This is a genomic window from Saccharothrix sp. ST-888, assembly GCF_000955975.1.
Classification (GTDB): domain Bacteria; phylum Actinomycetota; class Actinomycetes; order Streptomycetales; family Streptomycetaceae; genus Kitasatospora.
Genome location: NZ_JYJF01000009.1, coordinates 92,596 through 107,025 on the forward strand (window position 1 = coordinate 92,596; position 14,430 = coordinate 107,025).

14 protein-coding genes are annotated in these 14,430 nt (G+C 71.9%); 6 read left to right on the forward strand and 8 right to left on the reverse strand.

Translation table 11 applies throughout. The features are described 5' to 3' along the window. Positions 1 to 2: 2 nt before the first annotated feature. The 5 genes from lpdA to cobU all read right to left on the reverse strand — a co-directional run bounded on the left by lpdA (position 3) and on the right by cobU (position 6,205). Positions 3 to 1,391, reverse strand: a complete 1,389-nt coding sequence (lpdA, locus tag UK12_RS06260; protein ID WP_045300448.1) for a dihydrolipoyl dehydrogenase — start codon at positions 1,389 to 1,391, stop codon at positions 3 to 5. A 428-nt stretch (positions 1,392 to 1,819) separates the two neighbouring features. Continuing rightward, the gene (locus UK12_RS06265; RefSeq protein WP_045300450.1) at positions 1,820 to 3,316 is read right to left on the reverse strand and encodes a leucyl aminopeptidase; all 1,497 of its coding nucleotides are present in this window, start codon (positions 3,314 to 3,316) and stop codon (positions 1,820 to 1,822) included. Between the two features lie 243 nt (positions 3,317 to 3,559). Then, complete coding sequence (locus tag UK12_RS06270) at positions 3,560 to 4,363, reverse strand: adenosylcobinamide-GDP ribazoletransferase (RefSeq protein ID WP_045300452.1); 804 nt, start codon at positions 4,361 to 4,363, stop codon at positions 3,560 to 3,562. Positions 4,364 to 4,460: 97 nt separating this feature from the next. Next, positions 4,461 to 5,582 (reverse strand): nicotinate-nucleotide--dimethylbenzimidazole phosphoribosyltransferase, encoded by a 1,122-nt coding sequence (locus tag UK12_RS06275; RefSeq protein ID WP_045300454.1) that lies wholly within the window; start codon positions 5,580 to 5,582, stop codon positions 4,461 to 4,463. Positions 5,583 to 5,593: 11 nt separating this feature from the next. Beyond that, complete coding sequence (gene cobU / locus UK12_RS06280; RefSeq protein ID WP_082119355.1) at positions 5,594 to 6,205, reverse strand: bifunctional adenosylcobinamide kinase/adenosylcobinamide-phosphate guanylyltransferase; 612 nt, start codon at positions 6,203 to 6,205, stop codon at positions 5,594 to 5,596. Positions 6,206 to 6,335: 130 nt separating this feature from the next. Between cobU and UK12_RS06285 the strand changes: the two genes are divergently transcribed. After that, positions 6,336 to 6,536, forward strand: coding sequence for a hypothetical protein (locus UK12_RS06285; protein WP_045300456.1), 201 nt, complete (start codon positions 6,336 to 6,338; stop codon positions 6,534 to 6,536). Positions 6,537 to 6,720: 184 nt separating this feature from the next. On the opposite strand, the gene UK12_RS06290 is transcribed toward UK12_RS06285, so the two are convergent. Then, on the reverse strand, positions 6,721 to 7,554 hold the full coding sequence (locus UK12_RS06290; protein WP_231591063.1) for a class I SAM-dependent methyltransferase: 834 nt from the start codon (positions 7,552 to 7,554) through the stop codon (positions 6,721 to 6,723). A gap of 107 nt (positions 7,555 to 7,661) precedes the next feature. Continuing rightward, entirely contained in the window at positions 7,662 to 8,258 is a 597-nt protein-coding gene (locus UK12_RS06295) for a DUF3043 domain-containing protein (protein ID WP_231591064.1), read from the reverse strand. 335 nt (positions 8,259 to 8,593) lie between these two features. Here UK12_RS06295 and UK12_RS06300 point away from each other — a divergent pair, with 335 nt between their 5' ends. Both UK12_RS06300 and pspAA read left to right on the forward strand, forming a co-directional pair. Further along, positions 8,594 to 9,391, forward strand: a complete 798-nt coding sequence (locus tag UK12_RS06300; protein ID WP_082119357.1) for a PspA/IM30 family protein — start codon at positions 8,594 to 8,596, stop codon at positions 9,389 to 9,391. A 103-nt stretch (positions 9,392 to 9,494) separates the two neighbouring features. Further along, positions 9,495 to 9,788 (forward strand): PspA-associated protein PspAA, encoded by a 294-nt coding sequence (gene pspAA / locus UK12_RS06305; protein ID WP_045300458.1) that lies wholly within the window; start codon positions 9,495 to 9,497, stop codon positions 9,786 to 9,788. A gap of 68 nt (positions 9,789 to 9,856) precedes the next feature. On the opposite strand, the gene nadA is transcribed toward pspAA, so the two are convergent. Further along, a complete protein-coding gene (nadA, locus tag UK12_RS06310; protein ID WP_045300461.1) occupies positions 9,857 to 11,038 on the reverse strand; it encodes a quinolinate synthase NadA in 1,182 nt (393 codons plus the stop codon). Between the two features lie 201 nt (positions 11,039 to 11,239). Here nadA and UK12_RS06315 point away from each other — a divergent pair, with 201 nt between their 5' ends. From UK12_RS06315 to UK12_RS06325, 3 genes are all read left to right on the forward strand, one after another. Further along, positions 11,240 to 12,166 carry an NADP-dependent oxidoreductase gene (locus UK12_RS06315; protein ID WP_045300463.1) on the forward strand — a complete coding sequence of 309 codons (927 nt, stop codon included), beginning with the start codon at positions 11,240 to 11,242 and terminating at the stop codon, positions 12,164 to 12,166. Positions 12,167 to 12,332: 166 nt separating this feature from the next. Continuing rightward, positions 12,333 to 12,800 carry an Lrp/AsnC family transcriptional regulator gene (locus UK12_RS06320; RefSeq protein WP_045300465.1) on the forward strand — a complete coding sequence of 156 codons (468 nt, stop codon included), beginning with the start codon at positions 12,333 to 12,335 and terminating at the stop codon, positions 12,798 to 12,800. 233 nt (positions 12,801 to 13,033) lie between these two features. After that, positions 13,034 to 14,401, forward strand: coding sequence for a pyridoxal phosphate-dependent decarboxylase family protein (locus UK12_RS06325; protein WP_231591066.1), 1,368 nt, complete (start codon positions 13,034 to 13,036; stop codon positions 14,399 to 14,401). The last annotated feature ends 29 nt before the right edge of the window (positions 14,402 to 14,430 follow it).

A 14,430-nucleotide genomic window follows, 5' to 3' on the forward strand; every position in this document is an offset into this window, starting at 1 on the left:
GATCAGTCGTGCGCGTGCAGCGGCTTGCCGGCCAGGGCCAGGTGCGCCTCGCCGAGGGCCTCGGACTGGGTCGGGTGCGCGTGGATGAGCTGCGCGACCTCGGCCGGCAGGGCCTCCCAGTTGTAGATCAGCTGGGCTTCGCCGACCTGCTCGCCCATCCGGGCGCCGACCATGTGGACGCCGACCACAGCGCCGTCCTTGACCTGGACCAGCTTGATCTCACCGGCGGTCTTCAGGATCTTGCTCTTGCCGTTGCCGGCCAGGTTGTACTTGAGGGTGACGACCTTGTCCTTGCCGTACAGCTCCACGGCCTTGGCCTCGGAGATGCCGACGGAGGCGACCTCGGGGTTGGAGTACGTCACCCGCGGCACGCCGTCGTAGTCGAGCGGGACCGGCTTGAGGCCGGCCAGGCGCTCGGCGACCAGGATGCCCTCGGCGAAGCCGACGTGGGCCAGCTGCAGGGTCGGGGCGAGGTCGCCGACGGCCGAGATGGTCGGCACGTTGGTGCGCATGTACTCGTCGACCAGGACGTAGCCGCGGTCCATCGCGACGCCGTTCTCCTCGTAGCCGAGGCCGGCCGAGACCGGGCCGCGGCCGATGGCGACGAGCAGCAGGTCGGCGTCGATCTGCTTGCCGTTCTCGGTGGAGACGCGCACACCGGCCTCGGTGTACTCGACGCCGGAGAAGCGGGCCTTCAGCTCGAACTTGATGCCGCGCTTGCGGAAGGCGCGCTCCAGCAGCTTGGAGGAGTTCTCGTCCTCCAGCGGGACCAGGTGCGGCAGGGCCTCGACGATGGTGACGTCGACACCGAAGGACTTCCAGACCGACGCGAACTCGACGCCGATCACGCCGCCGCCGAGGATGACGGCCGACTTCGGGATGCGGTCGAGCTTGAGGGCGTGGTCCGAGGAGATGACCCGGTTGCCGTCGATCTCCAGGCCCGGGATCGAGCGCGGGACGGAGCCGGTCGCGAGGACGATGTGGCGGCCCTCGATGCGCTGGCCGTTGACGTCCACCGAGGTCTGCGAGGAGAGCCGGCCCGCGCCCTGGATGAAGTGGACCTTGCGGGAGGCCACCAGGCCCTGCAGGCCCTTGTACAGGCCGGCGATGACGTCGTCCTTGTACTTGTGGACGCCGTTGATGTCGATGCCCTGGAAGGTGGCCAGAACGCCGAACTCGGCGGCTTCCTTGGTCTCGTCGGCGATCTCTGCGGCGTGCAGCAGGGCCTTGGTCGGGATGCAGCCGCGGTGCAGGCAGGTGCCGCCCAGCTCACCCTTCTCGATCAGCGCAACGCTCAGTCCGAGCTGAGCGGCGCGGAGCGCCGCGGCGTAACCGCCGCTTCCGCCTCCGAGAATGACTACGTCGAAAACGGTGCTGGCGTCGTTCGCCACGTCACGTCCTCCATGCAAAGGGGTGCGGTTCGCCGGGCCGGTCACGGTCCGGTGGGGAAGCCCTTGTAAGGCGCCCAGTCGTGCCGGAAATACATCTTCGCACTTGTTCGCGGCGGTTGATGTCCGGGGCTGCCCCGGCCGGGTCCGGCGATCTCGAACAGATGGGTGGAATGTACCGATCTTCTAAGTATTGTCGCAGCTCACAGCGGTGCTGCCGACCGGCCGGGGGTGGGTGTGGCCGATCGTGGACCTGGGCGGTTCCGTCTTGCGGAAGAAAGTTTCGCCCCGAGCGAACACGGTCCCACAATGTGACGAACTGTATTACCGGCAGGTAGCCCGGAAAGGCGACGAGGGTCCGACGCCAGTGGCGTCGGACCCTCGGTCGGACCTCATGGCGCCGGGCCGAAGGGCCGGTGCCAGGGTGCGGGTCAGGCGTTCGCGGTGTCCTCCGCGAAGCGGACCAGGGTGCGGATCGCGCTGCCGGTGCCACCCTTGGGGGTGTAGCCGAACGGGGCGCCCTCGTGGAACGCCGGCCCGGCGATGTCCAGGTGCGCCCAGTCGATGCCGTCGGCGACGAACTCCTTCAGGAACAGGCCGGCCACCAGGCCGCCGCCCATCCGCTCACCCATGTTGGCCAGGTCGGCGATGGTCGACTCGACCATGCCCTTGCGCAGGTCGGCCGGGAGCGGCATCGGCCAGGACTGCTCACCGGCCGCCTCGGCGGCGGCGTGCAGCTCGCTGCGCAGCTCGTCCTTGTTCGACATCACGCCGAAGGTGCGGTTGCCCAGGGCCAGCACCATGGCGCCGGTCAGGGTGGCGACGTCGACGATCACGTCCGGGTTCTCCTCGCCGGCGCGGACGATCGCGTCGGCGAGCACCAGGCGGCCCTCGGCGTCGGTGTTGAGCACCTCGACGGTCTTGCCGCCGTACATCTTCAGCACGTCACCCGGGCGGGTGGCCGAGCCGGACGGCATGTTCTCCGCCAGGGCGAGCCAGCCGGTGACGTTGACGGCCAGGCCCAGGCGCTTGGCCGCGACCACGGCCGCGAACACGGCGGCGGCGCCGGCCATGTCGCACTTCATGGTCTCGTTGTGGCCGGCCGGCTTCAGCGAGATGCCGCCCGAGTCGTAGGTGATGCCCTTGCCGACGAAGGCGATGGTGGCCTTGGCCTTCGGGTGGGTGTAGGCCACCTTCACCAGCCGGGGCGGGTTCTCCGAGCCGGTGCCGACGCCGAGGATGCCGCCGAAGCCGCCCTTGGCCAGCGCCTTCTCGTCCAGCACCTCGACCTTCAGGCCGTGCTCCTTGCCGGCCGCCTGGGCGATCGCGGCGAAGGACTTCGGGTTGAGGTCGTTCGGAGCGGCGTTGACCAGGTCGCGGGCGCGGTTGATCTCCTCGCCGATCGCCGCGGCGCGCTCGGCGGCGGCCTTGGCCTCCTTGCTGCCCTTGCGGTCGGTCAGCAGGACCAGCTCGCCGACCGGCGTCTTGCCGTTCTCCGAGGCCTTGTAGGTGGTGAAGCTGTACGAGCCGAGCAGGCCGCCGAGCGCGACCGCCTCGACGTCCTCGGCCGAGGCGACCGGGAGGGCCAGCGCGGCCTTCTTGGCGCCGGACAGCGTGCGGGCGGCGACACCGGCCGCACGGCGCAGCGTCTCCGCGGAGTACCCCTCGTCGGAGGCCTCGCCGAGGCCGACGGCCAGCACCAGGGCGGCCTTCAGCCCGGCGGGGGAGGGAAGCTTGACCGACTCGCCCTCGGCACCGGTCGCGCCCAGGGTGCTGAGGACCTCGGCCAGCTTGCCCTCGAACGCCTCGGCCACAGCCTCGGCGCCGGCGGCCACCACGAGGCCCTTCGGGCCCTTGCCCACACCGATCACCAGGGCATCCGCGCGCAGCGAGGCGGCGGAGGAGGTGCTCACAGACAATGCAGTCACGTAAAGAGTCCTGTTCTTTCGCGGTCCACAGCCGGGTGCGGCGCCGGTGCCGCACCGGCATCACCCCGGCGTGCTCCGCTGGAACAGGGCGCAGGGCTACGGTGCTCCCCGCATGGTAGTCCGCATGATGGGATCACGCCGCCCTCGGTACCGGCCCTATCTTCTGCCGAACGGGTGCGCCCGACGGTGCAATTGACCGCCGAATGCCCAATCTCAGCCCCGGCCGGTCGGTATGACGAGCCGTCATGGCCCGGTCAGGGCCAGGGTGAGCAGGGCGGCGGTGGCCGCGGTCTCCGCCATTGAGCCGAGCACGTCGCCCGTGATGCCGCCGAACCGCCGTACGCAGCGCCGCAGCAGCAGACCGGCCGCGCCCAGGCCGACCAGCAGCGCGGCCGGGTAGCGGAGCGCCGCCCAGCCGTCCGCCCACGCCGCCGCGCCGAGGCCCAGGCCGGCGAGCACGGAGACCGCCAGCGCGCCGGCCGGCGGCACCGTGGCCGCGACCATCGCACCCAGACCGCCCGGCCGGGCGGCGGGCACCGGCCGCAGACAGCCCCAGGACAGCGCGCAGCGCGCGGTCACGGCGGCGGTCAGCACCGCCAGTGCGCCGTGCCCGACGGACTCGGCGAACTGTCCGGTCAGGGCGGCGATCTGGGCCAGCAGCACCAGGACGAGGGTCAGCACGCCGAACGGGCCGATGTCCGACTGCTTCATGATCCGCAGGGCGTCCTCGGCCGGCCTGCCGCTGCCCAGGCCGTCCGCGACATCGGCCAGACCGTCCAGATGCAGCCCCCGGGTGAGCCAGGCCGGCACGGCCACGGCGGCCACCGCCGCGAGCAGCCCGCCCGCCCGCCCGGCGACCAGCGCACCCGCGCCCGCGGCGAGCGCCCCGAGCACCACACCGACCAGCGGCGCGCAGAGCATCGCCCGCCCCCCGGCGGCCCGGTCCCACCGCTCGACCCGTACCCGCAGCACCGACAGCGTCCCGAACGCGAACCGCACCCCGTCCCCCCACGAGGACGCCCCCGCGTCGGCCGTACTCCGAGACACCGCTCCAGCCCCTCACTCGCTCAACCGTGCGGGTACCTCCCGGGCACGGGGAACCACGCGCGCACCTCGGTGGAGCGGTGCCCTCGGGAGGGCTGCCTCAGCCCCGGCCGAGCAGCTCCGCCGCGGTGGGCAGGCGCGGCGGCTCCTTCGGCGCGAGGCCCACCCGGGTGATCATCGCCGCGTCGGCCGGATCCGCGAGGGTGTCGGTGGCCGCCTGGAGCAGCGGCAGCGCCAGCAGCGCGCCCACCCCTTCGCCCATCGAGACGCCCAGCTCCTGAAGCGGCGTCAGCGTCAACCGGTCGTACGCCTTGGCCTGGGCTGGCTCACCGGTGGACTGTCCGGCACGCCACCACTCGGGCGCCCGGAACGCGACCCGCTGCGCGACCAGTGCGCAGGCGGCCGAGACCACGCCGTCCAGCACCACCGGCAGCTTGCGCACGGCGGACTGCAGCAGGAACCCGGTGACGGCCGCGAAGTCCGCGCCGCCGACGGCCGCGAGCAGCGCCAGCTGGTCGCCCAGCACGGGACGGGCCCGGCGCAGCGCATCGCGTACGGTCGCGCACTTGACCATCCAGACCCGGTCGTCGATGCCGGAGCCGCGTCCGGTGACCGCGGCCGCGTCGGTGCCGCAGAGCGCGCCGATCAGGACGGCGGCGACGGTGGTCGAGCCGGCGCCGAGGTCGCCGAGCACCACCACGTCGGTCCCGGCGTCGGCCTCCTCGTCGGCGACGGCCATGCCGGTGCGGAACGCGCGTGCGGCCTCGTCCAGGCTGAGCGCGTTCTCGATGTCGATCCGTCCGGAGCCGCGGCGCACCCGCTGGTACTCGACCTCGGCGGGGAACGTCCCGGGGACGGCGTCCACGGCCATGTCCACGACCCGCACCTCGGCGCCGTAGCGGCGTGCCAGCACGGCGACGGGGGCGGTGCCGTCCAGCACCGCCTGCACCCGCTGCGCGGTACCGGGCGAGCCCGGCCGCGAGATGCCGAGCCCGGCCACGCCGTGGTCGCCCGCGAAGAGCAGCACCTTGGCGGCGGTCAGCGGCTGCACCGGCGACCTGCCCTGTACGGAGGCCAGCCAGCTGCCGAGTTCCTCCAGCTGCCCGAGGCCGGCGCGCGGCTTGTCGAGCTGCTGCCAGCGTTCCTCGGCGGCACGGCGGGCGCTCTCGTCGGGGCGCTCGACGAGCGAGGAGAAGGTATCGAGATCCACGGTGGTGTCCATCGAGCGGAAATCTACACGGCACGGGTGTCGTTGCGGTGGCGGCCCTCGCAGTCCGCCGTGGGTTGCCCGACGGCCGGCTTGACGGTCAGTACCTGTCCGGCGACCACCAGCAGAACCCGCTCCGAGGCGTCCGCCACGGCCATGTTGAGCCGGCCCAGGGTGTCCCGGAAGCGCCGCCCGGCGGCGGTCGCGGGGACGACGCCCATCCCGACCTCGTTGCTCACCGCGATCACCTGACGCTCCGTGAGGCGCCAGGCCCCGGCCAGCTCGTCGCAGTGCAGCTGGACCGCGTGCTCGCCGCCGGCGGCCCACGCCGCGTCGTCCCAGGCGTTGCACCGGTCCATGACGGCGGTCAGCCAGAGCGCCAGACAGTCGATCAGCACGGGGGCGCCGTCCGCCCGGTCGGCGAGGACGGCCACCAGGTCGCAGGTCTCCGCCGTCCGCCAGCTCGACGGCCGCCGCTCGCGGTGCAGTTCGACCCGCTGGGCCCACTCCCGGTCGCCGTCGCGGGTGCCGCCGGTGGCCACGTAGAGCACGTCCTCGTACGGCGCGAGCAGCTGTTCGGCCCGGGTGGACTTGCCGGAGCGGGCGCCGCCGAGGATCAGGGTGCGGGGGAGTGCCATGGCCACATCCTGCCCGACAAGGCATCCCGACAAGGCATGAGGGCGATCAGTCCGGGCACGCTAGTGTGCGCAACGGCAGCGCACATCGGCAGCGCACAACGAGGTAGTCCCTAGGCGGGAGGAGCCCGGCATGGTGTTCACGTGGCGGTACGAGAAGGCGGACGGCACCCTGGTGACCCCGGCCGACGGCCAGGAGGAGTTCTCCAGCCAGGGGGATGCGGAGTCCTGGATCGGCGAGGCGTGGAAGCAGCTCGTGGACGACGGCGCCGACCGGGTCGCACTGCTGGACGACGGCCGGGAGATCTACACGATGAGCCTGCACGCCGAGTGACCTTCGCGGGCGCCGGGCACCTCGCCCCGACTCCGTCAGCTCTCGCACCCGCCTGAGCGGTCAGGCGATCAGGGGCGCGAGGACCGTGCAAGCAACCCGGCGCGCTGCAGAGCGCCGCTCGCCCGGTTCCCGCGCCCCCGAACGACCGCACACCCCCGGCGTCCGGACGCCCGCGTCCCGGCGCCTACTTCGACTGCTTCGACCCGATCACGTGCAGCAGTGCCGCCACCCGCCGGTACGGCTCCTCGCGGCCGGCCCGCTCCTCGGCGTCCAGCAGCTGGGCCAGCTGCCGTCCGTCCACCGGCGCGGCGTCCTCGGGTGTGCCGTCGGTGAACACCCGTACCCCGTACCAGTGCCGCAGCGGGACCGACACCCCGGCCAGCGTGGTGGTCAGGTCCGCGAGCCGGTCGGCGCGGGCCGGCAGGCCCAGGTGGTTGGTGTAGCGGGGACTGTCGAAGGCGTGCAGTGCGGCCCGCCAGTCGCCGGTGAGGCCGGGGCGCATGGCCAGCGCGTCCGCGTTGCGGACCAGCAGCGACAGCACGCCGCCGGGGGCGAGGATCCGGGCCAGCGAGGCGAGCATCGGGTCCGGGTCGGGCAGGTACATCAGGACGCCGTGGCAGAGCACCACGTCGAAGCTGCGCGGCCCGAACCAGCGTCCGCACTGGTGTCCGTCCCCGCCCAGCAGCCGGACCCGCTCCCGCACCTCGGGCGGCTCGGCCGCCAGCGCGGCCTGGGCGGCGCCGAGGGTGACCGGGTCCGGGTCGAGCCCGGTGACCAGGTGGCCGGCCCTGGCGAGCCGCAGGGCCTGGGTGCCCTGGCCGCAGCCGACGTCCAGCACGTGCAGTCCGGTCCGTCCGGCGAGCTGCTCGGCGAGCTGCCGGGCCACCAGTTCCTGCCGGACCAGGTTGCGCAGTCCGCCCTGCCGTTCCAGCCAGGACATCCCGGGCTGCCCGGTGGGCCGGGCGACGGGAAGCCGGTCGTGCGCCCCCGCGCCCTGCCCCGGCAGCGCACCGGGCATCGCGTTCGCCAGGGCGCCCGGCGCCGCACCGGGGACGGGCGACAGCCCGGGCCCCTGGGGCCAGGCGGGAGCGGCCCAGTACGACTGCGGCGGAACCGGCTCGGCGGTCAGGGCCGTTCGCCCCGCTTGACCTGCGGCTTCGGCAGTCGCAGCCGCCGCATCTGCAGGGTCCGCATCAGGGCGTAGGCGACCGCGCCGCGGGTGTTCTCGTTCGGGAACCGCTCGGCCAGCGCCTTGCGCAGGCCGAGGCCCAGGCGGACGAAGTCGAGGATGACCAGGACGAAGAACAGCAGGAACAGCAGCGTGGAGAGCAGCTGGAGGGTCGGGTTCCTGAGGATGCTCAGGACCAGCACGACCACCGCGTACGGCAGGAAGAACTCGGCCATCGTCCAGCGCGAGTCCACGTAGGTGCGGGCGAAGCGGCGCACCGGGCCCTTGTCGCGCACCGGCAGGGCGCTCTCGTCGCCGTTCAGCAGCGCCATGCGCTGCTTCTCCCGCTCGGCGCGCATCCGCTCGCGGGACTGGCGGGCGGCGTCCTTGCGGTCCTTGGGCACGGTCACCCGGGTGCGGCGGCTGGCCTCGGCCTCGCTGCGCTTGGGGGTGGGGCGGCCCTTGGGCGCCTCGGGGTGGCGGGTGGTCGTCTCGTCCTGCTCGGCCACCACGGTGGCGGAGGAGGAGGCATCATCTGAGCGGCGTCGGAACACACCACCAGCGTACGTGCTGGCCGTGGCCTTCCGACCGTGCCGTCGGACCCAAACCGGTATCGATCCGGCACCGCCCGCCCGCGCACCGCCCCCGGCGGCCCGTTCGCCGCCCGATTCCGGCACCCGATCCGGCCGACCACCCCTTACGGGATCCCCCGGCTGTGGTGGATCATGAACCAGGGCGGGATCCATCCCTGGGATGAGGTCCGGGCGGTTGCGGCTGTAGCAGTCTTGTAGCAGGCAGGTGGACTGCGTGCAGCAGCCCGCTGCACCTACACTCAAGGTTGTCAGCACGTGACGGAACCGCAGGCCCGAGAAGGGGGCACCCGAGGCCCATGAGCGACGGAATCATGAAGCGTATGGGGCTGATCTTCCGCTCCAAGGCGAACAAGGCCCTGGACCGGGCGGAGGACCCGCGCGAGACGCTCGACTACTCCTACCAGAAGCAGCTCGAACTGCTGCAGAAGGTCCGCCGGGGTGTCGCCGACGTGGCCACCTCCCGCAAGCGCCTGGAGCTCCAGCTGACGCAGCTGCAACAGCAGTCGGCGAAGTACGAGGACCAGGGCCGCAAGGCGCTCTCGCTGGGCCGGGAGGACCTCGCGCGCGAGGCCCTGACCCGCAAGGCCAACCTCCAGTCCCAGATCACCGATCTGGAGACCCAGTACCAGCAGCTGCAGGCCGAGGAGGAGAAGCTCACGCTCGCCTCCCAGCGCCTGCAGGCCAAGGTGGACGCCTTCCGTACCAAGAAGGAGACCATCAAGGCCACCTACACCGCCGCCCAGGCGCAGACCCGGATCGCGGAGTCCTTCTCCGGGATCTCGGAGGAGATGGGCGACGTCGGCCTGGCCATCCAGCGGGCCGAGGACAAGACCGCGCAGATGCAGGCGCGGGCCGGTGCGATCGACGAGCTGCTCGCCTCGGGTGCGCTCGACGACGCCAGCGGTCTGGGCCGCAAGGACGACATCGAGGCCGAGCTGGAGCGGGTGGCCGGCGGCAGCGATGTCGAGCTGGAGCTGGCCCGGATGAAGGCGGAGCTCACCGGTGGCCCGGCCGCGGCTCCGCAGGCGATCGAGCAGGGCAAGCCGGCCGCCACGCCGCAGGACGCGCCGCCCACCATCAACTACAAGAAGTGACCAGCGCGTCCGAAGTGATCTGCACGTTCCAAGAAGTGACCTGATCAAGAAGTGACCTGAGCCGCAACGACCGAGCTGCAACGACACAGGGAGACGCACCGGCATGATCATGAGGGTCATGGGTGAGGGGCAGTTCCAGGTGGGCGACGACCACCTGAACCACCTGAACCAGCTCGACGACGAGCTGCTCACCGCGCTGGAGGCGGGGGACGAGGAACGCTTTCGGGATTCACTGGGCAAGTTGCTCGCCGCGGTGCGGCAGTACGGCACACCGCTGCCGGACGACTCGTTGGAGCCGTCCGATCTCATCCTCCCGAATGTCGAGGCGACGATCACCGAGGTGACCGCGATGCTGCGGGGCGAGGGCGACGGGTTGATCCCCGGGTTTCCGGACTGACGGCTGACACACCGCAAGGGCGGGCCCCCTCCCGGGGGTCCGCCCTTGCGGTTGTGGTGCGACGGCGACTACGGCAGGGCCAGCATCCGGTCCAGCGCGGCCTTGGCGTACTTCTCGGTCTCCGGGTCGACGGTGATCACGTTCGGCACCCGGCCCTCGACCAGCGACTCCAGCGCCCAGACCAGGTGCGGGAGGTCGATCCGGTTCATGGTGGAGCAGAAGCAGACCGTGCGGTCCAGGAAGACGATCTCCTTGTCCGGGTGCGCCTTGGCCAGGCGGCGGACCAGGTTCAGCTCGGTGCCGATGGCCCACTTGGAACCGGGCTCGGCGGCGTCCAGCGCCTTGATGATGTACTCGGTCGAGCCCACCATGTCCGCGGCGGTGACCACCTCGTGCTTGCACTCGGGGTGGACCAGCACGGTCACGCCGGGGATCCGCTCGCGGACCTCGTTCACCGAGTCCAGGCTGAACCGGCCGTGCACCGAGCAGTGCCCGCGCCAGAGGATCATCTTCGCGTTCCGCAGCTGCTCGGCGGTCAGACCGCCGTTCGGCTTGTGCGGGTTGTAGAGCACGCAGTCGTCCAGCGAGAAGCCCATCTCCAGCACGGCGGTGTTGCGGCCGAGGTGCTGGTCGGGCAGGAAGAGCACCTTCTCGCCCTGCTCGAAGGCCCACTCCAGGGCTCGCTTGGCGTTGGACGACGTACAGATGGTGCCGCCGTGCTTGCCGGTGAACGCCTTGATGTCGGCCGAGGAGTTCATGTACGAGACCGGAACGGTCGCGTCCGCTATTCCGGCCTCGGTCAGCACGTCCCAGCACTCGGCGACCTGCTCGGCGGTGGCCATGTCGGCCATCGAGCAGCCGGCCGCGAGGTCGGGGAGCACGACCTGCTGGGCGTCGGTGGTCAGGATGTCCGCCGACTCGGCCATGAAGTGCACGCCGCAGAAGACGATGTACTCGGCCTCGGGGCGGGCGGCGGCGTCACGGGCCAGCTTGAAGGAGTCGCCGGTGACGTCGGCGAACTCGATCACCTCGTCGCGCTGGTAGTGGTGGCCGAGGATGAAGACGCGGTTGCCCAGCGCGGCCTTGGCGGTGCGGGCGCGCTCGACCAGGCCGGGGTCGGAGGCGGCGGGCAGATCGCCGGGGCACTCGACGCCGCGCTCGCTGTTCGGGTCGGCCTGGCGGCCGAGCAGCAGCAGTGCGAGCGGCGTCGGGTCGGGGTCGACGCCGTGGGTCTCTGTGGTGGTGGTCACGGGCGGGTGCCCTCCTGTGCGGCCGATCGTTCCGAACAGCCTTCTCGTCTATCTGACGCTATCGATGATAACCGGTTAGCGTCACTCTGACGATGGCCATTGTGTCAATGTGATGAGAACCGCTCGCCGTTATGGCAGCTTCCCGGGGTGCCTCCGGCGTGGCCGGATCGATACCCGGGCCCGATCGCGTTGGCTGGTGCCATGAAGGCAATCGCGATCAGGCAGTACGGCGGCCCCGAGGTCGTCGAGTACACCGAGCTCCCCGATCCCAAGGTAGGTCCCGACTCGGTCCTGGTACGGGTGAGGGCGGCCGGGGTAAACCCCGTGGACTGGAAGATCCGGGAGGGGTACCTGGACGGGCTGCTGGACGTCCACTTCCCGCTGATCATGGGCTGGGACCTGGCCGGGGTGGTGCAGGCCGTGGGCGGTGCGGTGACCGAGTTCAAACCGGGGGACGAGGTGATCGGCTACGTCCGCAAGGACTCGGTCGAGCACGGCACGTACGCCGAACTGGTCTCCGCGCCGGTCCGTACGCTCGCGCTCAAGCCCGCCGCCCTCGACTGGGCCCAGGCGGGCGGCCTCCCGCTGGCCGGGCTCACCGCCTACCAGGGCCTGGTCAAGGCGCTTCGGGTGCGGTCGGGCGAGACCGTGCTGGTCCATGCGGCGGCGGGCGGCGTCGGCAGCCTCGCGGTCCAGATCGCCAAGGCGCTCGGCGCCAGGGTGATCGGCACCGCGAGCGAACGCAACCACGCCTACCTGCGGGGCCTGGGCGCCGAGCCGGTGACGTACGGGGCGGGGCTGGCCGACCGGGTCAGGGCGCTCGCCCCCGGCGGGGTGGACGCGGCCCTGGACCTGGTCGGCGGAACGGCGGTGGCGGTGTCCCTGGAGCTGGTCGCCGACCCGGCCCGGATCGCCTCGATCACCGACTACGGTGTGGTCGCCCAGGGCGGCCACTACGTCTTCGTCCGCCCGGACACCGCCGATCTCACCGAACTCGCCACGCTCGCCGACGCGGGGAAGCTGACCGTGCCGGTGGCCTCGACCTTCCCGCTCGCCCAGGCGGCCAGTGCCCAGGCCCTCAACGCCGAGGGCCGGACCAGGGGCAAGATCGTCCTTCTGGTGGACTGACCAAGACTTTTCGTCAGAATAGGGCGGTGTGACGTTTCTGCGGACACTGCTGCCGTAACGTCCCACCGCCCACCGCCGCCCGCCCGGCACCCCCCCGTCGGCGGCGCTCGTCGCCCATCCGGCGGCGCCCGATCAGAGCAGCACGACACCCGTGGAGCCAGCACCGATGAGCACGCACCGACCGTCAGACCTCGGCGGGGCGTCACTGCTGGACGAGACCGACCGGCTGCTCCTCGAACACCTCAGCCGGGACGGCCGCGCCTCCTACGCCGAGATCGGCCTGCTCGCCAACCTCTCCGCCACCGCCGTCCGCCGCCGGATCGACCGGCTGCGGGCCCGCGGGGTGGTCCGCGGCTTCACCGTGGTCCTCGACCCCGCCCTGCTCGGCTGGCGCACCGAGGCCTTCGTCGAGATCTACTGCCGCGCCCGCACCTCGCCGGAGGAGCTGCTCGCCAGCCTGCGGCAGTTCCCCGAGGTGGTCGCCGCCTGGACGGTCACCGGTGACCCGGACGCCCTGGTGCACCTGAGAGCCGCCGACACCCGCCACCTGGAAGCCGTCATCGAACGCATCCGCAAGGAGCCCGGAGTCCAGCGCAGCCGCAGCTCGGTGGTGCTCTCCCAGCTCATCGGCTAGCGCTCCGCGTCAGGCCCGCACCCGGCGCGCACCCGGTCCCCACCCGGCCGCTGGACCGTTCCGGAGAACACCGCGCAGGAATCCTGCGTGGCGCGTTCTCAACACGCCCGAATCCTGCCTGACCGGCCCCTTTCCGACGCGCGCGACAACCGGGCCGCTGCCTACGCTGATCAAGTCCGGACGGCCCCACATGCCCCGGGCCTCCCTGGCACCCCACAGCGAAGGGGACACTCGTGTCCGCAGCCCCGAACCGCATGCACCGGCCCGACGCACAGCTGGTCGACCTGGTATTCGACTACATGCGCGAGCGGCTGCAGTACGACCCGGTGCCGCTCGACCACCCCGGTGACGGCGAGCACCTGCGCACCCAGCTGGCCGGCCTGCTCAACGAGCACGGCAACAACGCGGCCGACGTGCTCAAGCTCTACGACCACGAGCTCTCCCGCGCCGTCATCTCCGCCGACAGCCCGCGCTACCTGTCCTTCATACCGTGCGCCCCGACCAAGGCCGCGCTGCTCTTCGACATGGTGGTCTCCTGCGCCTCCCTGCAGGGCATCTCCTGGCTGGAGGCGGCCGGCGCCATCGCCGCCGAGAACCAGGTGCTGCGCCTGATCGCCGACCGGGCCGGCCTGCCCGAGACGGCCGGTGGCACCTTCGTCTCCGGCGGCTCGGCGGGCAACCTCTCCGCCCTGGTGGTCGCCCGCGACACCGCCCGCCGCAAGCTGGGTGTCGGCCCGGAGGCGCGGCTGCGGATCGCCGTCGCGGACCAGGTGCACTCCTCGGTCAAGAACACCTTCAACATCATCGGCGTCGAGGCCTTCAAGGTCCCGACCGTGGACCGCCGCTTCACCGGCGAGGCGCTGCGCGCGGCCCTGGCCGCCGACCCCAACCCCGAGACCGTGATCGCCGTGGTCGGTACCGCCGGTACCACCAACGAGGGCATCGTCGACGACCTGCAGGGCCTCTCCGAGGTCGCCCGCCAGCGCGGCATGTGGTTCCACGTGGACGGCGCGTACGGCGGCGCGGGCCTGTTCGCCCCCTCGGTCCGTGAGCGCTACAACGGCATCGAGCACGCCGACTCCTTCGTGGTCGACCCGCACAAGTGGCTGTTCGCGCCGTTCGACTGCGCCGCGCTGCTCTACCGCAACCCCCAGCTGGCCCGCGCGGTGCACACCCAGGACGCCTCCTACCTGGACGTCCTGCACACCGAGGGCGACGAGTGGAACCCCACCGACTACGCCTACCACCTGACCCGGCGCGCCCGCGGCCTGCCGCTCTGGTTCTCGCTCGCGGTGCACGGCACCCAGGCGTACACCGACGCGATCGAGGAGGGCCTGAAACTGGCCCAGGAGACCGCCCGGGTGATCCGCGGGACCGAGCACCTGGAACTGCTGCACGACCCGCAGCTCTCCGCCGTCTGCTTCCGCCGCAAGGGCTGGACCAACGAGGACTACTACCGCTGGTCCCAGCAGCTGCTGGCCGACCAGATCGGCTTCGTCACCCCGACCGGCTGGGACGGCGAGACCGTCGCCCGCTTCGCCTTCCTGCACCCGGGCACCACCATGGAGATGGTCCAGGAGATCCTGGACACCATGGCGTAACCGCGCACCCCTCGGCACGACCGGGCACG

Coding starts and splice junctions, on each gene's coding strand:
- UK12_RS06275 (WP_045300454.1), bottom strand. CDS start 5,582: ATGGACACCACCGTGGATCTCGATACCTTCTCCTCGCTCGTCGAGCGC.
- UK12_RS06320 (WP_045300465.1), top strand. CDS start 12,333: ATGAGCACGCACCGACCGTCAGACCTCGGCGGGGCGTCACTGCTGGAC.
- cobU (WP_082119355.1), bottom strand. CDS start 6,205: ATGGCACTCCCCCGCACCCTGATCCTCGGCGGCGCCCGCTCCGGCAAG.
- pspAA (WP_045300458.1), top strand. CDS start 9,495: ATGATCATGAGGGTCATGGGTGAGGGGCAGTTCCAGGTGGGCGACGAC.
- UK12_RS06285 (WP_045300456.1), top strand. CDS start 6,336: ATGGTGTTCACGTGGCGGTACGAGAAGGCGGACGGCACCCTGGTGACC.
- UK12_RS06315 (WP_045300463.1), top strand. CDS start 11,240: ATGAAGGCAATCGCGATCAGGCAGTACGGCGGCCCCGAGGTCGTCGAG.
- UK12_RS06290 (WP_231591063.1), bottom strand. CDS start 7,554: ATGCCCGGTGCGCTGCCGGGGCAGGGCGCGGGGGCGCACGACCGGCTT.
- UK12_RS06300 (WP_082119357.1), top strand. CDS start 8,594: ATGAGCGACGGAATCATGAAGCGTATGGGGCTGATCTTCCGCTCCAAG.